This is a genomic window from Sneathiella sp. HT1-7 (genome assembly GCF_020731145.1).
Classification (GTDB): Bacteria; Pseudomonadota; Alphaproteobacteria; order Sneathiellales; family Sneathiellaceae; genus Sneathiella.
Genome location: NZ_JAJFZN010000001.1, coordinates 291,357 through 310,690, shown reverse-complemented (window position 1 = coordinate 310,690; position 19,334 = coordinate 291,357). Strand labels below are relative to the sequence as shown.

Below are 19,334 nucleotides of genomic sequence, written 5' to 3'. Positions count from 1 at the left end.
TCCTTATTCTATTCCTGTAGTTCCTGTCGAAGAAGTGACAGGATATCCGATTCATCGATTGTTTTTGTGCTGAAAGCGTCGCCAATGGCGTTCATAAGAATAAGAGTGATCTTGCCGCCACTGATTTTCTTATCTTGCCGCATGTGAGCGAGAAGTTTTTCCGCAGTCCAGAGAATGCCATCAATTTGGGGGACAGCAACAGGCAGTCCGACAGATTTGAAATGTGCGCGAATTCGCCCGCAATCCTGACGATCGAGAAAGCCGAGTTGGGCGGAAAGCTCCGCCGCCATCATCATACCAATGGCAACGGCTTCACCATGATTGAGATGCGCGCCGTAACCGGTCTCTGCCTCAAGCGCATGGCCGAATGTGTGTCCAAGATTGAGAAGGGCCCGGACGCCACACTCTCTCTCATCCTGAGCGACAATATCTGCTTTGGCCTTCACGCTTTGCTCCACCGCATATATGCGCGCGCCGGTATCGCCTTCAATCACCTTTTGACCATTCGCTTCGAGCCATTCGAAAAATGCGTAGTCGCCGAGCAGTCCGTATTTCACAACTTCGGCGTAACCCGCCAGAACCTCGCGACGCGGCAGGGTGTCCAGAGTGGAAATATCCGCGAGTACTATACGTGGTTGATAAAAGGCCCCGATGAGGTTTTTACCCTGCGGTGCATTGATGCCGGTCTTGCCACCAACGGAACTGTCAACCTGCGACAGCAGGGTGGTTGGTATCTGAATAAAATCTACGCCTCGACGCAATGTGGAAGCAGCAAAACCGGTGAGGTCGCCTATCACTCCGCCACCAAGGGCGATCAAAGCTTCGTCCCTTTGAATGCGGTTATCCAGCAGGCGGCTCATTAAATCCCCGTAGGTCGCGATACTCTTGCTGCTTTCACCCGGAGGAAAGATGAGAGCGCTATGCTCAATCCCCGCTTCAGTCAGGGACGTTTGCAAGCTTTCCAAGTGAAGTGCAGCGACGTTTTCATCGGTGATAATAGCGACACGAGGGTTTTTCAGGACATTTCGCAATGTTGCGCCGGCGCCATCAATTAGATTGGTGCCGATGAGAATGTCATAGGAACGCTCGCCCAGGGAAACCTGTACTTTTTCTAATGTCGGAGCGGGGTCTACCGGTAAGGATGTCATTTGCTACCTGAGGTGTCTTGGGCCGTTGGCAGGTTTTCCAGCGCGGCAATAATCTTGTCGACCACAATTTCATGCGGGCCATCGCCGCTGTCGACCGTAATATCCGCCTCTGCATAGACCGGATACCGCGTGTCCATCAGATCCTTTAAAATGGCTTTCGGGTTACCTGTTTTTAAAAGCGGACGATTATTGCGTTTCATGCAGCGCTTATAAATGACATCAAGCTCCGCACGCAACCAGATTGAACAGCCTTTTTGGGCAATAAGGGCGCGTGTCTTTGGGTCCATGAATGCCCCGCCGCCGGTTGCCAAAACATGTCGTGGCTCTTCCAGCAGGCGAGCAATAACTTTCCGTTCGCCTTCCCGAAAAGACGCTTCCCCGTGTTTTTCGAAAAATTCCGATACAGACAGATTGGATGCGGCCTCTATTTCCGTATCCGCGTCCTTAAATGGTAAGCCGAGCTGGGTCGCGAGACGTCGCCCGACAGAACTCTTCCCGGCACCCATCAGCCCAACCAGCACGACGGGTCTGGTTTCGAAATCATCAGCCGGAGTGGCTTTGCCAGCTTCGGCAACTTGTATCTTGTTCATCCTATCACTTTTTTCAGCGGTCAGGCGATCAATCCGCTAGACCCAGCGGCACAATATCTTTGTTAAGGTTATTGATGTAATTCGCCGAACCGTGCTAATCAATAAAGCCAATTTTTACCATAATCGCAGCTTAGTGCTTTAAATAGCAACAGTTTTGCCTAACATGCACTCATTTTTGGTGCTCTGATTTCGGAAATAGTGATCGAATATGTCTAAGTTTTCCCTTTTTCTGCTTTTTTTGGTAGCCGCAGCAGTTATTGGCGGCGGTGTTTTTCTCTCCGCCTGGGATATTCCTGCACCGACGGTAAAAGTTGAAAAGGTTATTCCGAATGACCAATTCCCCAAATAAATTCAGGTGTTTGTTCGGCGCTGGCCTGTTGATTGCGGGCCTGACGACTATGGCACCAATAGCCGCAGCACAGGAAAAGCCTCTTAATCTGGTGCCGCTACTTGGTAAATCGGCCCCCGCGACGCAACCTGAGAAAGCTCCAGCGAATGCATCGCAGACGACATCCGCGCCACAAAAAAACGTGCTGGAAGGGAGCCGCATCAAGGGGGCCGTCGTTGTCCAGTCTCTGGGCGGCTTGAACCCTGCCTCCATTGGCATTTTGAGCGCGACAAATGGTGGGTTGGGGACGGACATGTGGCAGGGAACGCCGCTAGAGCGTGTTGTGACATTGCTTAAATACCTCCCCGTTCCGAAGGCATCTCCCGAGATGCAGACGCTTTATCGGCGGTTGCTGCTGACAGCGGCCACAATTCCGCAAAGTCAAGCGCAGGGCCAATCATCGGATCTGATCGAGCTTCGTCTTGAGAAACTGATGGCCGCCGGACGAGTGACGGATGCATCGGACCTGGTGAACCGGGTGCCTGCGTCTAGTATGACGCCAGAGCTTAACCGCATTGCAACCGAAATTATGTTGCTTAAAGGCGAGAACGATCAAGCCTGCAAAATTGTGGGCCGGACCAAGGCGGCAACTGCCGACAATTTTTGGACAAAGGCAGATGTCTTTTGCAATATGGTCGCGGGCAATATGGCACGGGCGGAAATTGGCCTTAGCCTTCTCGACGAGACAGCAGGGGAGGATGCACTTTTTTTTGCGCTCTACGACCGCCTGGCGGGAGGCAGTGCAGCGCTTCCTGAGAACGGCCAGCCTCTAACGCCCTTGCATTTTGCGATGATGAGCTTATCGAAAACGTCACTTCCCATTGCCTCAATGAAGAACGCTGGAAATGCAATCCTTTGGGCGCTCGCAATGGATAAAACTGCGGGGATCAATTCCAGATTTGCCGCCGCTTATGAATCGCTGGCCGTCGGTAGCATTCCCGCGATCCTCCCGCGCCGCCTTATAAGCGAAGGCGCTTTTCTCGAAGGGGCAGAAGAAAGCCCCATCCTTGGGCAGATTGCGGCGCTTTATCGCGAAACCTTAGGGGCCGATGCGGATGCTGAAAAGGCCCGCTTGCTCGGTGAGCTTTGGGCCGTCGGGGGGCAGGACGGCTCGTATCTAGCCGCCGCCGACCTGTCCATGCCGCTGCTGTCGGGAATGACAGCGGCTGAATATGGAGATGTGTTTGAGCTGGACGCCTTGCGTCTTTCGTTGGTCGGGAAGGAAGAGGCAACCGCTTCACTATGGGAACGTGCAGTTCGCCGTGGAGCGCTAAGGGGGGACTTTTCGGCACGTGAGATCGCGCGGAAATTTATCGCCCGCGCGGATGCCTACGTACTCATCTCCGGTACGACCGGCATTGCGCGCTGGAATGCGGCCAATTTTGACGCGACGGACTTTGGCCATAGCGGTGCAACAGCAACTGGAGACAATACGGGACTGTATCTCGCTATTCTTGATGTCTTCGACGAGCCGGTATCAAGTGATCTTTGGGCGGCTGCGCTTGGCGCAGGCCAAACACCTAGGTCGGGTTTTTCAAATTTTGTAATTAAGAAAAACCTGCAGATTGCGGCGGACGCTGGTTTGGTGGGCGAGACTGTTGCGCTATCACTAGCCGCAATTGGGGTCGAAGGGCCCGGCAAGACCTCAACCGAGACGTTGATCGCGGTACTTGACGCGCTCAAGACTATCGGGCTTGAAACAGAAGCACGACAACTTGCGCTAGAGGCCGCCGTATTGCGGAATCTTTAAGATGTCCCGTTACTATATTGAGGGCTTTCTTGAGATGCTCTTGACAGAGCGGGGCGCTGCGGAAAATACGTTGTCCGGATATCGCCGGGATCTAAATGACTTTGAGAGTTTCGCCCTCCGGTGCGGAAAAGACCTTTCAAGCGTATCTGCGAAGGATATTCAGGCTTATCTCAAATTGCTGGATGATTGCGGCCTAAAGGCAAGCACGCAGGCGCGGCGTTTAAGCGCCATACGGCAGCTTTTCTCCTATTTGTTGGGGGAGGATATTCGTCATGATGATCCCGCACTGAACATTGATAGCCCGCGCGCCGGACGACGGTTACCGAAATATCTGACAGAAGCCGAGGTGGATAGCCTTCTGGCCGCGGCGGACGGGGATACGCCGGAGAAGAAACGTCTTCTGTCGCTATTGCATCTGCTTTATGCGACCGGCCTTCGGGTATCGGAGCTTGTATCTCTGCCATTTCCGGCGCTGCGTGATCAGGATCGTTTCCTTATTGTGCGTGGCAAAGGCAACAAGGAACGCCTCGTTCCGGTGAATCAGTCGTCCAAACAGGCACTGGATGATTACCTTGATGTGCGAGAAAAATTTTGCCCCGACGGAGGTCATTCGAAATGGCTTTACCCGTCGCGGGGAGGGCAGGGCTATCTTACCCGTCAGCGCCTTGGTCAACTCCTGAAGGAACTCGCGATTGAGGCGAATATCGATCCCGCGAAAGTATCCCCGCATGTCCTGCGGCATGCCTTCGCCAGTCATTTGCTGGCCAATGGCGCTGACCTTCGAAGTCTTCAGAAAATGCTGGGGCATTCGGATATTTCGACAACGCAGATTTACACCCATGTCCTGCAGGAGCGGCTTAAAGAAATAGTCGCAACCCACCATCCGCTGGCGTGACGCAAATTTATTCGCTGAAAACTTGACTCTGCCACGCGGCTAACGCAATTTCCTCGCAATAAATTCACAAACTAAACCGAAGAAAGTGTAGAACTCATGAGCTTTACTGTTCCGGAACCTTGCGTTTCGCGCCTGAACCGTTGTGAACTAGCCGTTCCCGGCTCCAGCCCTCATATGTTTGAAAAAGCGGCCAAGTCAGACGCAGACGCCATTTTCCTAGATCTGGAAGATGCAGTTGCACCGAATGACAAGGTGCAGGCACGTAAGAATATCATTGAAGCCCTGCATGATATCGATTGGGGCGATAAGGTGATGTCTGTCCGGATCAACGGCCTTGATACGCATTACATGTATCGCGACATTGTGGACGTGGTTGAGCAAGGCGGGGAACGCCTCGACCTGATCATGATCCCGAAAGTAGGCACGGCCTCCGACGTATATGCCGTTGATATGATGGTGACACAGATCGAGGCGGCAACAGGACGCAAAAAGAAGATCGGGTTTGAGCATATTATCGAAACCGCTCTCGGGATGCAGAATATCCATGAAATCGCGGCGGCAAGTAAGCGCAACGAAAGCCTGCATTTTGGTGTGGCGGATTATGCGGCATCGACAAAGGCTCGGACAACCTCCATTGGCGGACCGAACCCACTTTATGGTGTGCTGACGGACCCGGCGGAAGACGGAAGCCGCGATTTTCATTGGGGTGATATGTGGCACTATGCCATCGCCCGCATGGTTGTGGCGGCCCGAGCCAATGGTCTTCGTCCGATTGACGGTCCGTTCGGTGATTTCTCCGATCCTGATGGGTATATTGCCCATGGTAACCGCGCGGCCATCCTTGGCTGCGAAGGGAAATGGGCCATCCATCCGAAGCAAATCCCTCTTGCCAATGACATTTTCACCCCCGCTGAGGAAGAAGTGGCCAAGGCGCGCCGCATTCTGGAAGCGATGGAAAAGGCACAGGCAGATGGCGCGGGCGCGGTTGCTCTTGATGGTAGGTTGATCGATATTGCCTCGATCAAGCAGGCAGAAGCCCTGGTTAATCAGGCGGACATCATCGCCGCACGCGGATAATTTTTCGCATCACATAGCTGTCACTATTTTTAATACTGGCGGAACGGTTGATTGACGTAACCGTTCCGCCAATTTATTAATCAGACCGTTGATCACTATGGGGTTTGGACATTTAATGAATAATTTTCTTGATTTTGAGAAGCCGATTGCTGACCTGGAAGGCAAAATCCGCGAGCTGGAGGGGTTGGAAGACGGCAGTGATATCGAGATCAAAGAGGATATTGCCAAACTCCGCCAGAAGGCTCTCCACCAGCTTGAGCAAACCTATGCAAAGCTCACTCCCTGGCAAAAAACGCAAGTTGCCCGCCATGTGGATCGACCAAAACTAAGCGATATCACGGCGCAGTTGATTGAAGAATTCACGCCTCTTGCTGGAGACCGGGCCTTTGCTGATGATAAGGCGATTGTCGGTGGCATGGGCCGCTTTCGTGGCCGTAGTGTTGTCGTGATTGGCACGGAAAAAGGCAAGGATACAGAATCCCGCCTACGTCATAATTTTGGCATGGCGCGGCCCGAAGGATATCGCAAGGCGCAACGTCTGATGCGAATGGCCGATCATTTTTCCCTTCCCATACTGACTTTCATTGATACATCCGGTGCCTATCCCGGGATAGGTGCAGAAGAACGCGGGCAGGCAGAGGCGATTGCCCGCTCTATCGAAGTGAGCCTTGATGTACGCGTGCCCATGATTGCTTCAATCGTCGGTGAAGGGGGCAGTGGTGGGGCGGTGGCCTTGGCGAGCGCGAACCGTGTCCTGATGTTTGCGAATGCCATCTATTCCGTGATTTCACCGGAAGGCTGTGCGGCAATTTTATGGAAAACGCGTGACAAGGCGCAGGAAGCGGCGACCGCAATGAAGGTTACTGCGCAGGACCTCTTGAAGCTCAAGGTTATCGACCGAATTGTTGATGAGCCTGTTGGCGGTGCACAGCGGGACGTTCCGGCTGCAATTAATGCGCTCGGGGATGCAATTGAAGAAGAACTTACTTCCCTTGTGGGCAAGGAACCGGGCGAGCTCCGTGAGGAGCGCCGCCGTAAATTCCTTGCGATTGGTCGCCTCGAAGAAGGCTGATCATTAGCCTGTAAAGGCTTTCCCGAGACTGCGAACACTTTCCTGGTGGGCAGACCAGTGACGCCCACCAATCATGCCGCCGTCCACAAGGAAGTCGGCGGCGTTGACGAAGGTGGAATCGTCCGACGCGAGGAAAAGGGCCGCCTTGGCAATGTCATCGGGAAGACCTGCCCGACGAATGGGCTGCGCGTGGGATAGCACTTCTCCGGCTACCTGCGCCGTATCTTCCGCAGCCTGACCTTTAAGACCCAGGGCCTTGCCGAAGATGCCGGTAGCGATGGCGCCAGGGGAGATAGAGTTGACCCGGACATTGCTCTCGCCCAGTTCCATGGCAGCGCTGCGCGTCAATTGTAAGACGGCTGCTTTCGCACTGCTGTAAACCATTGAGGTTGAGTAGCCCGCGAGATGGCCTGCGATACTGCCGTTGTTGATAATACTGCCGAAACCCTGCTTCTTCATAATGGGCGCTGCATGTTTTATTCCAAGGAGAACGCCGCCGAAAAGGAGCGTCATCGCTTCCATCGACTTATCAAAGTCGACAGTTTCTATGCTGCCAACGGGGGCCGGGCCGCCTGCGTTATTGAAAATGCAGTCGAGCTTGCCGAATTTTTCAGCCGCTCCCTGGATGAGGGACTGCATATCCGCCTCAATGCTGGCATCAGCGCGGAAGAAATGTACGCTGTCGCCTAGTTTATCGGCTATTGCTTTGCCTTCCGCTTCGCGGCGGCCGGAAAAAACAACGGTCGCGCCTTCTTCAGCGAAGACTTCTACGGTGCGCAGGCCTATCCCGCTAGTTCCGCCTGTTATAATGGCTACCTTATCCTGTAATCGGTTCATTTTCGTTCTTCTTTGTTTGAGCTTTTGAATTGGGAGTATAAGACTATATCAATACACGGCGTGCTAGGAATAGATGTTTTTCGCCATTCCGGCAGAGATGACTTTCCAATTTGTAATTTTTGACTAAACTGGCGCCTTGTAACTTAAGGGGGATTATCGTCGCGTGCTCTACCATGGCGTAATTATTATTGCCTATGCCTTAACGGCCGTGGTTATCGCTGTGCAAACGCCAGTTTATGTCCAAGGGATTGACCCGGTCATTGGCTATTGGGGCGGGGGCGTATTTTTCCTTGTTTGTGCCTTGATCCATGATTTTATCATGCGGCATGTGGAGCGATCGCGATTTCAGCGTGACTTGCTAAAAATGCGCAGCGATCTCGATATGGCGGAAACTGGTCTTGATCGCTTTGACAACATTCTCGGTCGCCTTGCGGGCAAAGACGGAAATATGGATAGCTTTGCTGGCGAAATGCAAATATTGCGCAAATTGCTGAAGCAACTTTCAACGGATCAGACAACAAAGACAAAAGAGGATGAAGAAGAAATCATCCTTTCCGCAGATGAGGAATTGGTGGAGGCACCGGAAGAACAACCTGAACCACTCCGTAATAGTGATGGTCCGGACGAGGAAATCATGCCTCAGGATGAGTCCATACTGGAAATCGTACGTTCCGGCTTGCAGGAAAACAAGGTTGATCTTTATCTGCAACCGATCGTTCGACTACCTCAGCGCCGCACGCTTTTCTACGAGGCGTTTTCACGTATTCGCGGACCTCAGGGGGAAGTTATCACGCCAGGCCAGTATCTTTCAGTTGCCGAGAATGCAGGTTTGATTGGAACCATTGATAATCTGCTGCTCATTCGGTGCGTACAATTGATCCGCCGGGTCCGTCAGCGCAATTCGGATATCGGCTTTTTCGTAAATGTATCCGCCCGGACATTGAACGATACGTCCTTTTTTCGTCAGTTTGTCGAATTCCTGGACCAGAACAAGGATTTGAGCAATAGCCTGATCCTTGAGTTCGCACAGGATGATGTCGATAATGCTTCTGATCCCGTTCAGAAGGGGCTATCCACCCTAGCGAAAATGGGTTTTTCATTTTCCCTTGATCATGTGCAGCGGCTTGATTTCGATTTCAGCGAGCTTGGGAAGCGGCATTTCCGGTATCTCAAAGTTGCCGCAGAGGAGCTTCTTCCCGGTCGCCCCGGTCTGCCAATGGATATTCATCCCGATGATTTACGGGAGGCCCTGCTGCGTGAGAATATCGAACTCATCGCCAGCATGGTTGAAGATGAAGACACCGTGATTGGCCTTTTGGATGTAGAGGTTGGATTTGGGCAGGGGTATCTTTTCGGTGTGCCGCGCCCACCTCAATCCGTAAATTAACAGGTTATATTTTATGTCTTTCAAGATTATTTCCGGCCTTGCCGGAGTTGCGCCGAGCTATGAAGCTTTCATTCTCGACCTATGGGGTGTGGTGCATAATGGCCATCATCCCTATCCCGGCGTACTGGATTGCATGGACAGGTTGCGGGGTGAGGGTAAACCGATACTCCTTCTTTCTAACGCCCCGCGTACAAACGGCTATGTGATCGAATTTTTGGAAAATATTGGCGTGGCGAGGGAACGATATGACCATATTCTGACTTCTGGCGATATAACGCGCGAGGTGCTGGTGCGTCGGGATCATCCTTTCTTACAAAACAGTGGTGGGGCTTTTTACCAGATTGGTGCAGTTCGCGATAAAGGGTTGGAGGATGGTCTTGGCTATCAACGGGTTTCGTCCGTTAGAGAGGCAGATTTCTTGATTTGCACGGGTCTCGTGGACGATCAAATCGAGACGCCAGAGGATTACCGGGAATTATTGCACGAAGCGCTAAAAGAGGATCTACCGATGCTCTGCGCCAATCCAGACCTGACCGTGATGCGTGGGACGACCTCTCACTATTGCGCAGGCGCGATTGCCGCCCTTTATGAGGAACTCGGCGGGCGGGTAGAGCTTTTCGGAAAGCCGTATCCGGAAGTATATCGGCAGGCGATGAAAAAATTACAGTTATTGGGGCCGTCAGGGATTCTCGCGATTGGCGATAGTATGAGAACCGATATCAAGGGTGCCGACGCCAGTGGGATCGATAGCGTCTTAGTGAGCGGCGGGATACATGCCGATGACTGGGGCCTGCAGGATGGTCAGTTGCCGACAGCGGCGCAGATAGATGAGGTCGCACAAGTTCATCAATTCTCACCGACTTATGTGATGGGACATATGGTTTGGTAGGTACGGCAAATTTCTCTTTAGTCAAAGAGTGCGTCAATTTCGTCCTGCGCTTTATTGCCCGAACTCTCTCCCGTATCGCCGGAGTTTTTGTCTTTCTTTTGTGAGCTGTCGTCATCTGCAGCAAAAAAAGAGTCAACGTCGTCCTGATTGACACCCTCTCCCGCCAGAGCCGGGCCATTCAAGAGATCACTGTCATCGCCCGCGCCCAAATCTGCCTCTGCTTCGGCGACATTATCCATGTGATGCCCCCACGCTTTGGTGAGGCGTGCGAGATATTCCTCGATATAGTTGAGGGTGGAGACAACCTTGCTGATCCGTTGGCCGGTAATATCCTGAAAAGAACAGGCTTCGAAAATCTCCATGCAGGCGTCATTTACGACGTCAGCGTCCGTTACTTTCGCAGACATAATCTTTTCGGTCGCGCTCATGATCTGGTTGGTTGCGTTTTCCGTGGCCTCCACGATCGCATCCAACTCCTTGCCCGCCCGGGGGAGCTTGTCTTGCTTTAGATCGTTTGGCCGAATTTCGGCAATTTCCGATCTGGCGGCAGTGATAAAATTTGCAAGATCCTGGCAATCCTGGTGCAGTAAGGCAATCGCCTTCCTCAGCTGAATGACCTCTTCCGTATCGGACATTAGAAGTCACCAAGAACCGATGAAATTTTTGTCTTTAGGGTTGCTGCATTAAAAGGCTTGACGATGTAGTTATTAACACCGGCTTTTTTCGCGGCGACCACATTATCGGTCTTGGATTCTGCCGTAATCATAATGAAAGGCGTGCTTTTCAGGGTTTCGTCTGCCCGGACTTCCTTCAAGAGCTGGTAGCCGGTCATAGGTTCCATGTTCCAGTCTGAAATGACCAGGCCATAGTTCTTTGCCCGCATCTTCGCGAGCGCGGCGGATCCGTCTGCTGCTTCATCGACTGCGTTAAAGCCGAGCTGTTTGAGAAGGTTGCGGATAATGCGCAACATAGTCTTGTAATCATCTACGATGAGGATCGACATGTTCATATCGACTGCCATTGAAATGCCCTCTTAACTTTCCTAAAAATTCGTTTCAGTCAGGGTGTAAATCGAGACTCCGCCTTAACCATTCCAGTGGAGATTAAATTCGGAACCTTAAAAAAATGGTTAATTTGGATATAGTTTTATAAAAACTGGCTTAATTGATCGCGTCAGGATGGTCGATCTCGTTACAATGCTTGCGGCAACGCATTATTTCCTTCTATATAGCTCGACGTATCGCGGACAAGAATGAGTAGGAACACGATGTCAGTTTATGAAGAATTGCACGGCTATTTCCTGGAAGATCTGGAAGTCGGCATGACGGAAATTTACGCCAAAACGATTACCGAAGCTGACATTGTCATGTATGCGGGTATTTCGGGAGACACAAATCCGGTTCATCTCAATGCTGAATTCGCTGAAAAGACGATTTTCAAGGAACGCATAGCGCATGGCATGTTATCCGCGGGTCTTCTTTCAACGGTATTCGGAACCAAGTTGCCGGGGCCCGGGGCGATTTACATGAACCAGAACCTGAATTTCAAGGCCCCGGTTTGTATTGGTGATACAGTAGTGGCGCGCGTGACGCTGCGGGAAATCAATGGCAAACGAGTCACTTTTGACTGCAGCTGTACGATCGGCGAGACTGTTGTGCTGGATGGCGAGGCAACCTTGATGGTATCACGGCGAAAATAGGATAAACGAGAGAGTACGGATTACAGTCAATGCGCATTTTACGCGATTACCAAAATGTTCCTGAAGAGTGCCGCGGGCTTGTATTGGCCATAGGAAATTTCGATGGTGTTCATCGGGGGCATCAGGCTGTCATCGCGGAAGCCCAGGAAATAGCGGACAGGCTTGGACTGGCCGCAGGTGTATTGACGTTTGAACCTCACTCGCGGGAGTTCTTTGCGCCTGATGCACCGCCGTTTCGTCTCTCAACCCTTGATACGAAGGCAGCACATCTGAAGTGGCTCGGCCTTGATGTCATGGTGGCCCTTGAGTTCAATCTGGCTTTCTCTCAGAAAACAGCAGAAGATTTCGTCCGCGATGTGCTTGTCGATGGATATAACGTTGCGCATGTAGTTGTTGGCTATGATTTTATTTTTGGTCACAAACGTCAAGGAACGACGGTAGTCCTTGCGGAACTTGGTAAGAAATACGGTTTCAACGTGACGGTGGTGGAGCCGGTCGGAGAAGGCACTGTTATTTTTTCTTCCACTGCGATCCGCGAATGCCTGAAAGCGGGCGATCCCGGCAAGGCTGCCTTGCTTCTCGGACATTGGTGGGAAATCGAGGGGCCGGTTATCGAAGGAGATAAGCGTGGACGTACGATTGGATTTCCGACTGCGAATATTCCGCTTGTCGGTTATCATCACCCTAAATTGGGCGTATATGCAGTCCGGGTTGGGCTGCACCGGGGAACGCATGTCGACTGGATAGATGGCGTGGCGAATTTTGGCATGCGGCCGACCTTCGATAAAAAAGATGTCCTTCTGGAGGTTCATCTTATGGACTGGGAGGGTGATCTCTATGATCAAAGCCTCCGCGTTGCCTTTGTCGACTTTATTCGTCCGGAAATGAAGTTCGCCGGGATTGACGAGCTAACCGCGCAAATTGCTGAGGATGCGAAAGCTGCCCGAAAAATTCTCGCCAATCATAGTAATCGGCAAACCAAATATGCGGACAAAAAAGTTAATAGCTAGCTACTCTTCTTTTCTGGTTTGCAGCTTTGCCCTTTTTCTGGCTGTGGCATTGCCAGCGCAGGCCTATGACCGTGTTTACTTCCCCAGCCTTGATGGCAAGACCCAGCTAACGGCGTATATAGCGAAACCGGAGGGCGCAGGGCCGTTTCCAGCAGTTGTTCTCATGCATGGTTGTGGGGGTATGCATTATTCTGGGAATGTCTCTCCGCTTTACGCAAGCTGGGCGAAGTTGTTCAATGATCACGGGTTTGCGACGCTGACTGTTGACAGTGCGGGTCCAAGAAACATGGGCGTTTCCTGTGGGAACAGGGAAAAACGTGGACGAATGTATCGGGAGCGCCCCTTCGATGCCTATGGCGCGCTTGAGTACTTGCAATCTCAGAACTTTATAATGCCGGACAAAATTGGCCTTGTCGGCTGGTCCCAGGGCGGCGGCACTGTCCTCCTGACTATAGTGAACGAGAGTATCGCGCGACCAAACCCAGCTCCACGCTATGATTTTGCTGCCGCAGCGGCGTTTTATCCGGCGCTTTGTAATGACAGGCTGCAATCCAAACCTTTTACGAAGGTGGCGCCGCAAAGCTGGTCTACCAATATTCCGTTATTTGTCTTGCAAGGTGAGGCCGATAACTGGACGCGCCCCGAACCATGTGCGCAATTTATTGGCGAGGTGAAAGTACGGGGAAATCCAGTCTCTATCAAACTCTATCCTGAGGCTTATCACGGATTTGATGCCCCTGGCAGCAGGATAAGGAAATTGCCGCAATATACGACCACATTGGGTGTTATCCCGATTGTCGGACCCAATCCGGTGGCGCGTGCGGATGCCCGTAAAAGGTTGCCTGAATTTCTCAAACAGTATCTTTCGCCGGAAAAAGGGGATTAAGGGAATGGGATGGCGCATAAAACCGCTAATTTTTGCTCCTTTCCGGCTATGATTTCTCGACAGCAGAGCACGGAGTTGATAAAACACCTGCCATGACAGAATTACGGATACATATAGCTGGTTTCCTTGGGCAGAGTGTCGCCTATGACCGAATTATAAGCCCGGCCTTTGCTGTATAGGGCCGGGTAATAAAGGTTCACACCTGATGATCAGGCTAAAACCAGAAAAGATGCGGCTAACCGCCGCGCATGATTTACCGATAAATTGAGATACTGTTAGGATCAGTTTGCCCCGATGAGCACTGACTATAAATCGACGCTATTTTTACCTCGTACCGATTTCCCCATGAAGGCTGGCCTGCCCGCGAAAGAGCCCGGATTGCTGGACCGCTGGGAAGAAATGGATCTTTTCGGCCGTCAGCGGGAACAGTCAATGGACCGCGAAAAATTCATTCTTCACGATGGCCCGCCCTATGCAAACGGCAATTTGCATATTGGCCATGCGATGAACAAGATCCTGAAAGACGTGATCAGCCGGTCACAGCAGATGATGGGCAAGAACGCGCATTATGTTCCCGGCTGGGACTGCCACGGCCTTCCGATCGAATGGAAGATCGAAGAAAAATACCGCAAGGCCGGTAAAGACAAGGATCAGGTGCCGGTTGTTGAGTTCCGTAAAGAGTGCCGCGACTTCGCGACCCACTGGGTCGGTGTCCAGAAGGAAGAGTTTAAGCGCCTTGGCGTGATCGGCGATTGGGAGCGGCCCTACACGACTATGAGCTTTGATGCCGAAGCACAGATCGTTCGCGAACTGCACAAATTCCTGATGAATGGCGGCCTTTATCGTGGATCGAAGCCGGTCATGTGGTCGCCGGTTGAAAAAACGGCGCTCGCTGAAGCTGAGCTTGAATATCACGATCATACGTCGACAACGATCCACGTACGCTTTCCCGTAAAGTCTGGCCCGGAAGAATTTATGGGCGCGTCCATCGTTATCTGGACGACAACCCCCTGGACGATGCCGGGCAACCGCGCAATCTCCTATGGTCCAGATATGGAATATGTCGGGATAGAAGTAAAAGAGGTTGCCGAAGGATCGCTCGCTGTCGTTGGTGAGAAGCTATTCGTTGCGACAGAACTTCTGGAAGAGGTCCAAAAGGAAGCAGGAATTGCCGCTGCCGAAGTAATCTGGCGCGGCAAGGGAGATGCCTTCAAGGGCGTTATCTGTCTCCACCCCTTCCATGGCAAAGGATATGATTTCGATGTGCCGCTGATTGATGGTGATCATGTTACGGTGGATGCCGGCACTGGCTTCGTCCATACGGCCCCGGGCCACGGTCAGGAAGACTATGAAGTCGGTATGATACACGGCATTGAAGTGCCGCACACGGTGGACGAAGATGGTACCTTTTACGATCACGTACCGATGTTCGCAGGTCAGCATGTCTACAAATGTAATGACGGTGTGGCAGATGAGCTAGAAAACGTTGGCGCCTTGTTGAAGCGCGGTAAGCTCGTCCATTCCTATCCGCATTCCTGGCGGTCGAAGGCGCCGCTGATCTTCCGCAATACCAGCCAGTGGTTCATTTCGATGGAGACGAATGACCTTCGCGCGAAAGCACTTAAGGCCATCGACGAAACGAAATGGTTCCCGGCCTCTGGTCGAAACCGCATTCATGCAATGATCTCGGGCCGTCCAGACTGGGTTCTCTCGCGGCAGCGGGCTTGGGGTGTGCCGATCACGGTCTTCACCCACAAGGAAACAGGTGAACTTTTGCGTGACGCCAAGGTCAATGCGCGCATTGAGGAAATCACGGAAGCGGAAGGATCAGACGCCTGGTTTGATTCGCCGGCGCAACGCTTCCTTGGCAACGACTATAACGCTGATGATTATGACATGGCGCAAGACATTCTCGATGTCTGGTTTGATTCCGGTTGTACCCATGCTTTCACGCTGGAGGCGCGGCCGGAACTGCAATGGCCGGCTTCGCTTTATCTTGAAGGAACGGACCAGCATCGCGGTTGGTTTCATTCGTCACTCTTAGAATCATGCGGCACCCGCGGGCGCGCGCCGTATGATGCTGTGTTGACTCATGGGTTTGTGATGGATGGACAGGGGCGCAAGATGTCGAAATCCCTTGGCAATGTCGTCGCTCCGCAGAAGATAATCGAGCAGAATGGCGCCGATATCCTGCGGCTCTGGGTGGTAGCGTCGGACTATTCCGAAGATATGCGTATCGGTAATGAAATTGTGAAGGGGCAGGTCGACAGCTATCGCCGTCTCCGAAATACTTTGCGTTTCATCCTCGGAAACCTAGAGGGTTGGGATGAGAATGAGCGGCTGGAAGTTAACGAAATGCCGGAGCTTGAGCAATGGGTGCTGCATCGGCTTTTTGAGCTGGATAAGATGATCCGTACGAACTGCAATGTATATGAGTTCAGCCGTGTCTTCACGGCCATCCACAATTTCTGCACATTGGAATTGTCGGCCTTTTACTTCGATATACGCAAAGACACGCTTTATTGCGATGGGGCGAACGACACACGTCGCCGCGCCGCCCGGACGGTCCTTGATCATCTGTTCCATTGTCTGACGGCATGGCTTGCGCCGATGCTTGTCTTTACGGCCGAGGAAACCTGGCTCACCCGTTATCCCGGCGAAAACAGCAGCGTTCACCTGCGTCAATTCCCGGATATTCCGGCAGAGTGGGAGAATGGCGCACTTATGGATCGCTGGTTCAGTGTGCGAGCTTTCCGTCGTGTGGTAACGGGCGCGCTGGAAATCGAACGGCGGGAGAAGCGGATCGGCTCTAGCCTACAGGCCTCCCCCACTGTCTATGTGAGCGAGGAATATAAAGCGCTGCTTGACCAGTTCGATCTTGCGGATATCTGCATCACTTCTGGAGTCACGCTCTCAACCGATCCTGCGCCGGAGGATGCCTTCACCCTCGAAGAAGTATCCGATGTTGCCGTAGTTCCGGGCCTTGCCGAAGGCGAGAAATGCCAGCGCTGCTGGAAAATTCTCGATGAGGTGGGAACGCATGATGTCTATGATGACCTCTGCCATCGTTGCGCCGCTGTTGTGGGTTCCTTACCTATGGAAGTCGAGGCGTGAGCAATATGCTCCGTCTCGGGCTTATCGTTGCCGCGATGATCATTGCGGTCGATCAGGTCAGCAAGATGTATCTGATCGACCTGATGGCGCGCTATCCGCACGGAATTGAAGTGACGAGCTTCTTCAATCTCGTCATGGTCTGGAACAGAGGCGTGAGTTTTGGCATGTTCGCTGGCGACAATATGCGCTGGATCCTGGTTGCTGTTGCCGTTGTAATTTCCATTGTCGTTTTCTTCTGGCTCAGAAAAGCCACAAATCGGATGTTATCTATTGGTTTGGGGCTGGTATTGGGGGGCGCGATCGGAAATATCATTGACCGTATCAGATTCGGGGCTGTCGCGGATTTCTTCGATTTTGATTTGATCTTCATGCGCTGGCCCGCCTTTAATGTTGCGGATATGGCTATTGTTGTCGGTGTGATCGTGATTTTGTTTGAAAACTTGTTTCAGGGACATAATTCCGATAAATTATCGGCATGAGGGAAGGGTTCGATATCATGCGTAGTGGGAGATTTCTGACCAGCTTGGTCCTGTTGTCTGCTGTCCTGTTGACGGGCTGCGAGGGCACAAAGCAGGCGCTTGGCATCGGGAAAAAGGAAGGGCCGGATGAGTTTACGGTCATTACCAAGGCGCCCCTGATCATCCCGCCGGATTTCTCGCTTCGTCCGCCGGCACCCGGACAGAAAGGGCCGCAAGACATTCTCGCCGAGAATAGCGCGAAAGCTGCATTGCTTGGTAATCAGCCCAATACGGCACCGGTGACCCACAGCGATGCGGTTGCAGCTGGCGTCTCCACCGGGGAACTCGCTCTACTGCGTCAGGCGGGTGCGGAAAATGTTGATCCTAATATCCGCGAGGTGGTCGACACAGAGACTGCCGTCCTAGCCGAAAATGATGAAACCTTCATGGAAAAGATCATGTTCTGGCAGGAACAGCCACCGTTTGGAACTGTTGTAGATCCGGTTAAAGAGAAAAAGCGTCTTCAGGAAAATGCCGCACTTGGAGAGAGTCCCGCGGCCGGCCCGGAAACACCGATTATCGAGCGGCGCAAGCGCGCGCTTTTGGAAGGGCTGTTTAACTAGACCGCTCCGTTTCACTGACGACAGCAGCATCTTTGACGAAATCATGACAAATAATGGCGGCATAGTCTTGTAAATCCCTGTGCCTAACCCATTATTTTAGGATAACAGTATTTTATGCGACCGGAGGCTATCCATGAGCCCGATGCGACCGCTATTTGTTTTTGTCTTGATTTTTGGCCTGATTTTCGGTGGTAATCCGGAAAAGCTCTTTGCCGAAGAAAATATCCCAACCTTGTTCGATCCGAAAGTGACGACCCTTGATAATGGCCTGCAGGTTGTCGTGTTGGAAGATCATCGTGCGCCCGTCGTGACACATATGGTGTGGTATAGGGCGGGGGCGGCGGATGAAAAGCCGCTTAAATCCGGGATCGCGCATTTTCTCGAACATTTGATGTTTAAGGGAACCAAGACCCTGCAGCCCGGAGAGTTTTCCGAGATTGTCGCCAAAAATGGCGGGCAGGAGAATGCCTTCACCTCGCAGGATTACACCGCCTATTTCCAGAATGTCAGTGTCGATAAGCTACCACTTTTTATGGAGATGGAAGCGGATCGGATGGCCAATCTGGTGCTGACTGATGAAGTGGTCGCACCTGAGCTTAAGGTCGTGTTGGAGGAGCGCTCTCAGCGCACAGACAATAACCCGGCGGCACTTTTCGGCGAGCAGTTTGATGCGGCGCAGTTTCTGGCGCATCCTTACGGTACACCGGTTATCGGATGGCGTCATGAGATTGAGAATTTGACGACGGAAGATGCGCTGGAATGGTACAACACTCACTATGCGCCGAATAATGCTATTCTGATTGTTGCAGGTGACGTCGATGCGGATGACGTGTTCAAATTGGCGGAAAAATACTACGGGCCTATTGCAGAAAAGGAAATTCCAAAACGCGAACGTGTTCAGGAGCCACCGCAGCTAGCCAAACGCGTACTTGAGATGAGCGACAAACGGGTGCGTCAGCCCTCATGGCGCCAAAGCTATCTTGCCCCGTCGGCACGGAGTGAGGACCAGATGAATGTCCGGGCACTTGAAGTGTTGAGCCAGATTCTGGGCGGTGGGGTGACCAGTCGCCTCTATGATAATCTGGTTGTCGACAAGAAAATCGCAACCAGCGCAGGCGCGTACTATCGTTCAGGCTCCTATGACAAATCAACTTTCGTTCTTTATGGCAGCCCGACACCGGATAGTAATTTAGACGATGTAGAGACGGCCATACATGCCATTATCGAGGATATTGTCCAAAATGGCGTGACAGAAACAGAAATAGCCCGGGCCAAGAACAAGCTTCTCGCCGATGCGATTTACGCACGGGATAGTATTCGCGACGCGGCAAACATTCTTGGGTCTTCGCTCGCCAGCGGAGAGAGTATTGATCAGGTTGTTAATTGGCCGAAGAATATTTCAAAGGTGACCGCAGAGGACATCCGAAATGCTGCAAAATCGGTGTTTGATGAACGGCAATCCGTTGTCGGACGTCTTCTTCCGGAACAAGTGAAGAGTTAAGGGAAAAATC

19 protein-coding genes are annotated in these 19,334 nt (G+C 52.2%); 14 read left to right on the top strand and 5 right to left on the bottom strand.

The window, feature by feature from the left end; all coding sequences use genetic code 11:
• Positions 1–8: 8 nt before the first annotated feature.
• Positions 9–1,148, bottom strand: coding sequence for a 3-dehydroquinate synthase (aroB, locus tag LKE13_RS01465; RefSeq protein WP_227947912.1), 1,140 nt, complete (start codon positions 1,146–1,148; stop codon positions 9–11).
• Positions 1,145–1,738, bottom strand: coding sequence for a shikimate kinase (locus tag LKE13_RS01460; protein WP_227947911.1), 594 nt, complete (start codon positions 1,736–1,738; stop codon positions 1,145–1,147). The genes aroB and LKE13_RS01460 overlap by 4 nt, the downstream gene beginning before the upstream one ends.
• A gap of 208 nt (positions 1,739–1,946) precedes the next feature.
• Between LKE13_RS01460 and LKE13_RS01455 the strand changes: the two genes are divergently transcribed.
• From LKE13_RS01455 to LKE13_RS01435, 5 genes are all read left to right on the top strand, one after another.
• Positions 1,947–2,087 carry a hypothetical protein gene (locus LKE13_RS01455; protein ID WP_227947910.1) on the top strand — a complete coding sequence of 47 codons (141 nt, stop codon included), beginning with the start codon at positions 1,947–1,949 and terminating at the stop codon, positions 2,085–2,087.
• Positions 2,068–3,876 carry a hypothetical protein gene (locus LKE13_RS01450; RefSeq protein ID WP_227947909.1) on the top strand — a complete coding sequence of 603 codons (1,809 nt, stop codon included), beginning with the start codon at positions 2,068–2,070 and terminating at the stop codon, positions 3,874–3,876. Before LKE13_RS01455 ends, LKE13_RS01450 begins: the two co-directional genes overlap by 20 nt.
• Before the next feature lies 1 nt (position 3,877).
• Positions 3,878–4,771, top strand: a complete 894-nt coding sequence (xerD, locus tag LKE13_RS01445; protein WP_227947908.1) for a site-specific tyrosine recombinase XerD — start codon at positions 3,878–3,880, stop codon at positions 4,769–4,771.
• A gap of 96 nt (positions 4,772–4,867) precedes the next feature.
• Positions 4,868–5,848: an HpcH/HpaI aldolase/citrate lyase family protein gene (locus tag LKE13_RS01440; RefSeq protein ID WP_227947907.1), complete on the top strand. Its 981-nt coding sequence runs from the start codon at positions 4,868–4,870 to the stop codon at positions 5,846–5,848.
• A gap of 115 nt (positions 5,849–5,963) precedes the next feature.
• On the top strand, positions 5,964–6,920 hold the full coding sequence (locus LKE13_RS01435) for an acetyl-CoA carboxylase carboxyltransferase subunit alpha (RefSeq protein ID WP_227947906.1): 957 nt from the start codon (positions 5,964–5,966) through the stop codon (positions 6,918–6,920).
• Between the two features lie 3 nt (positions 6,921–6,923).
• Here the strand turns inward: LKE13_RS01435 and LKE13_RS01430 are convergent, their stop codons facing one another.
• The gene (locus LKE13_RS01430; protein WP_227947905.1) at positions 6,924–7,757 is read right to left on the bottom strand and encodes an SDR family NAD(P)-dependent oxidoreductase; all 834 of its coding nucleotides are present in this window, start codon (positions 7,755–7,757) and stop codon (positions 6,924–6,926) included.
• Between the two features lie 163 nt (positions 7,758–7,920).
• Between LKE13_RS01430 and LKE13_RS18715 the strand changes: the two genes are divergently transcribed.
• Together LKE13_RS18715 and LKE13_RS01420 are read left to right on the top strand one after the other, a co-directional pair.
• Positions 7,921–9,144 carry an EAL domain-containing protein gene (locus LKE13_RS18715; RefSeq protein WP_227947904.1) on the top strand — a complete coding sequence of 408 codons (1,224 nt, stop codon included), beginning with the start codon at positions 7,921–7,923 and terminating at the stop codon, positions 9,142–9,144.
• Between the two features lie 13 nt (positions 9,145–9,157).
• A complete protein-coding gene (locus LKE13_RS01420; RefSeq protein WP_227947903.1) occupies positions 9,158–10,033 on the top strand; it encodes a TIGR01459 family HAD-type hydrolase in 876 nt (291 codons plus the stop codon).
• A 17-nt stretch (positions 10,034–10,050) separates the two neighbouring features.
• Here LKE13_RS01420 and LKE13_RS01415 read toward each other — a convergent pair whose 3' ends face one another.
• Both LKE13_RS01415 and LKE13_RS01410 read right to left on the bottom strand, forming a co-directional pair.
• Positions 10,051–10,668, bottom strand: a complete 618-nt coding sequence (locus LKE13_RS01415; protein WP_227947902.1) for a protein phosphatase CheZ — start codon at positions 10,666–10,668, stop codon at positions 10,051–10,053.
• Positions 10,668–11,054, bottom strand: coding sequence for a response regulator (locus LKE13_RS01410; protein WP_227947901.1), 387 nt, complete (start codon positions 11,052–11,054; stop codon positions 10,668–10,670). The genes LKE13_RS01415 and LKE13_RS01410 overlap by 1 nt, the downstream gene beginning before the upstream one ends.
• Positions 11,055–11,300: 246 nt before the next feature.
• Here LKE13_RS01410 and LKE13_RS01405 point away from each other — a divergent pair, with 246 nt between their 5' ends.
• From LKE13_RS01405 to LKE13_RS01375, 7 genes are all read left to right on the top strand, one after another.
• On the top strand, positions 11,301–11,732 hold the full coding sequence (locus LKE13_RS01405) for a MaoC family dehydratase (RefSeq protein WP_227947900.1): 432 nt from the start codon (positions 11,301–11,303) through the stop codon (positions 11,730–11,732).
• Between the two features lie 29 nt (positions 11,733–11,761).
• Positions 11,762–12,742, top strand: a complete 981-nt coding sequence (locus LKE13_RS01400) for a bifunctional riboflavin kinase/FAD synthetase (protein ID WP_227947899.1) — start codon at positions 11,762–11,764, stop codon at positions 12,740–12,742.
• Positions 12,717–13,628 (top strand): dienelactone hydrolase family protein, encoded by a 912-nt coding sequence (locus LKE13_RS01395; RefSeq protein ID WP_227947898.1) that lies wholly within the window; start codon positions 12,717–12,719, stop codon positions 13,626–13,628. The genes LKE13_RS01400 and LKE13_RS01395 overlap by 26 nt, the downstream gene beginning before the upstream one ends.
• Before the next feature lie 294 nt (positions 13,629–13,922).
• Entirely contained in the window at positions 13,923–16,742 is a 2,820-nt protein-coding gene (gene ileS, locus LKE13_RS01390; RefSeq protein ID WP_227947897.1) for an isoleucine--tRNA ligase, read from the top strand.
• A gap of 5 nt (positions 16,743–16,747) precedes the next feature.
• On the top strand, positions 16,748–17,221 hold the full coding sequence (gene lspA, locus LKE13_RS01385; protein WP_227948845.1) for a signal peptidase II: 474 nt from the start codon (positions 16,748–16,750) through the stop codon (positions 17,219–17,221).
• A 17-nt stretch (positions 17,222–17,238) separates the two neighbouring features.
• Positions 17,239–17,823, top strand: coding sequence for a DUF3035 domain-containing protein (locus LKE13_RS01380; RefSeq protein WP_227947896.1), 585 nt, complete (start codon positions 17,239–17,241; stop codon positions 17,821–17,823).
• 133 nt (positions 17,824–17,956) lie between these two features.
• Entirely contained in the window at positions 17,957–19,324 is a 1,368-nt protein-coding gene (locus tag LKE13_RS01375) for a M16 family metallopeptidase (protein WP_227947895.1), read from the top strand.
• Positions 19,325–19,334: the final 10 nt, after the last annotated feature.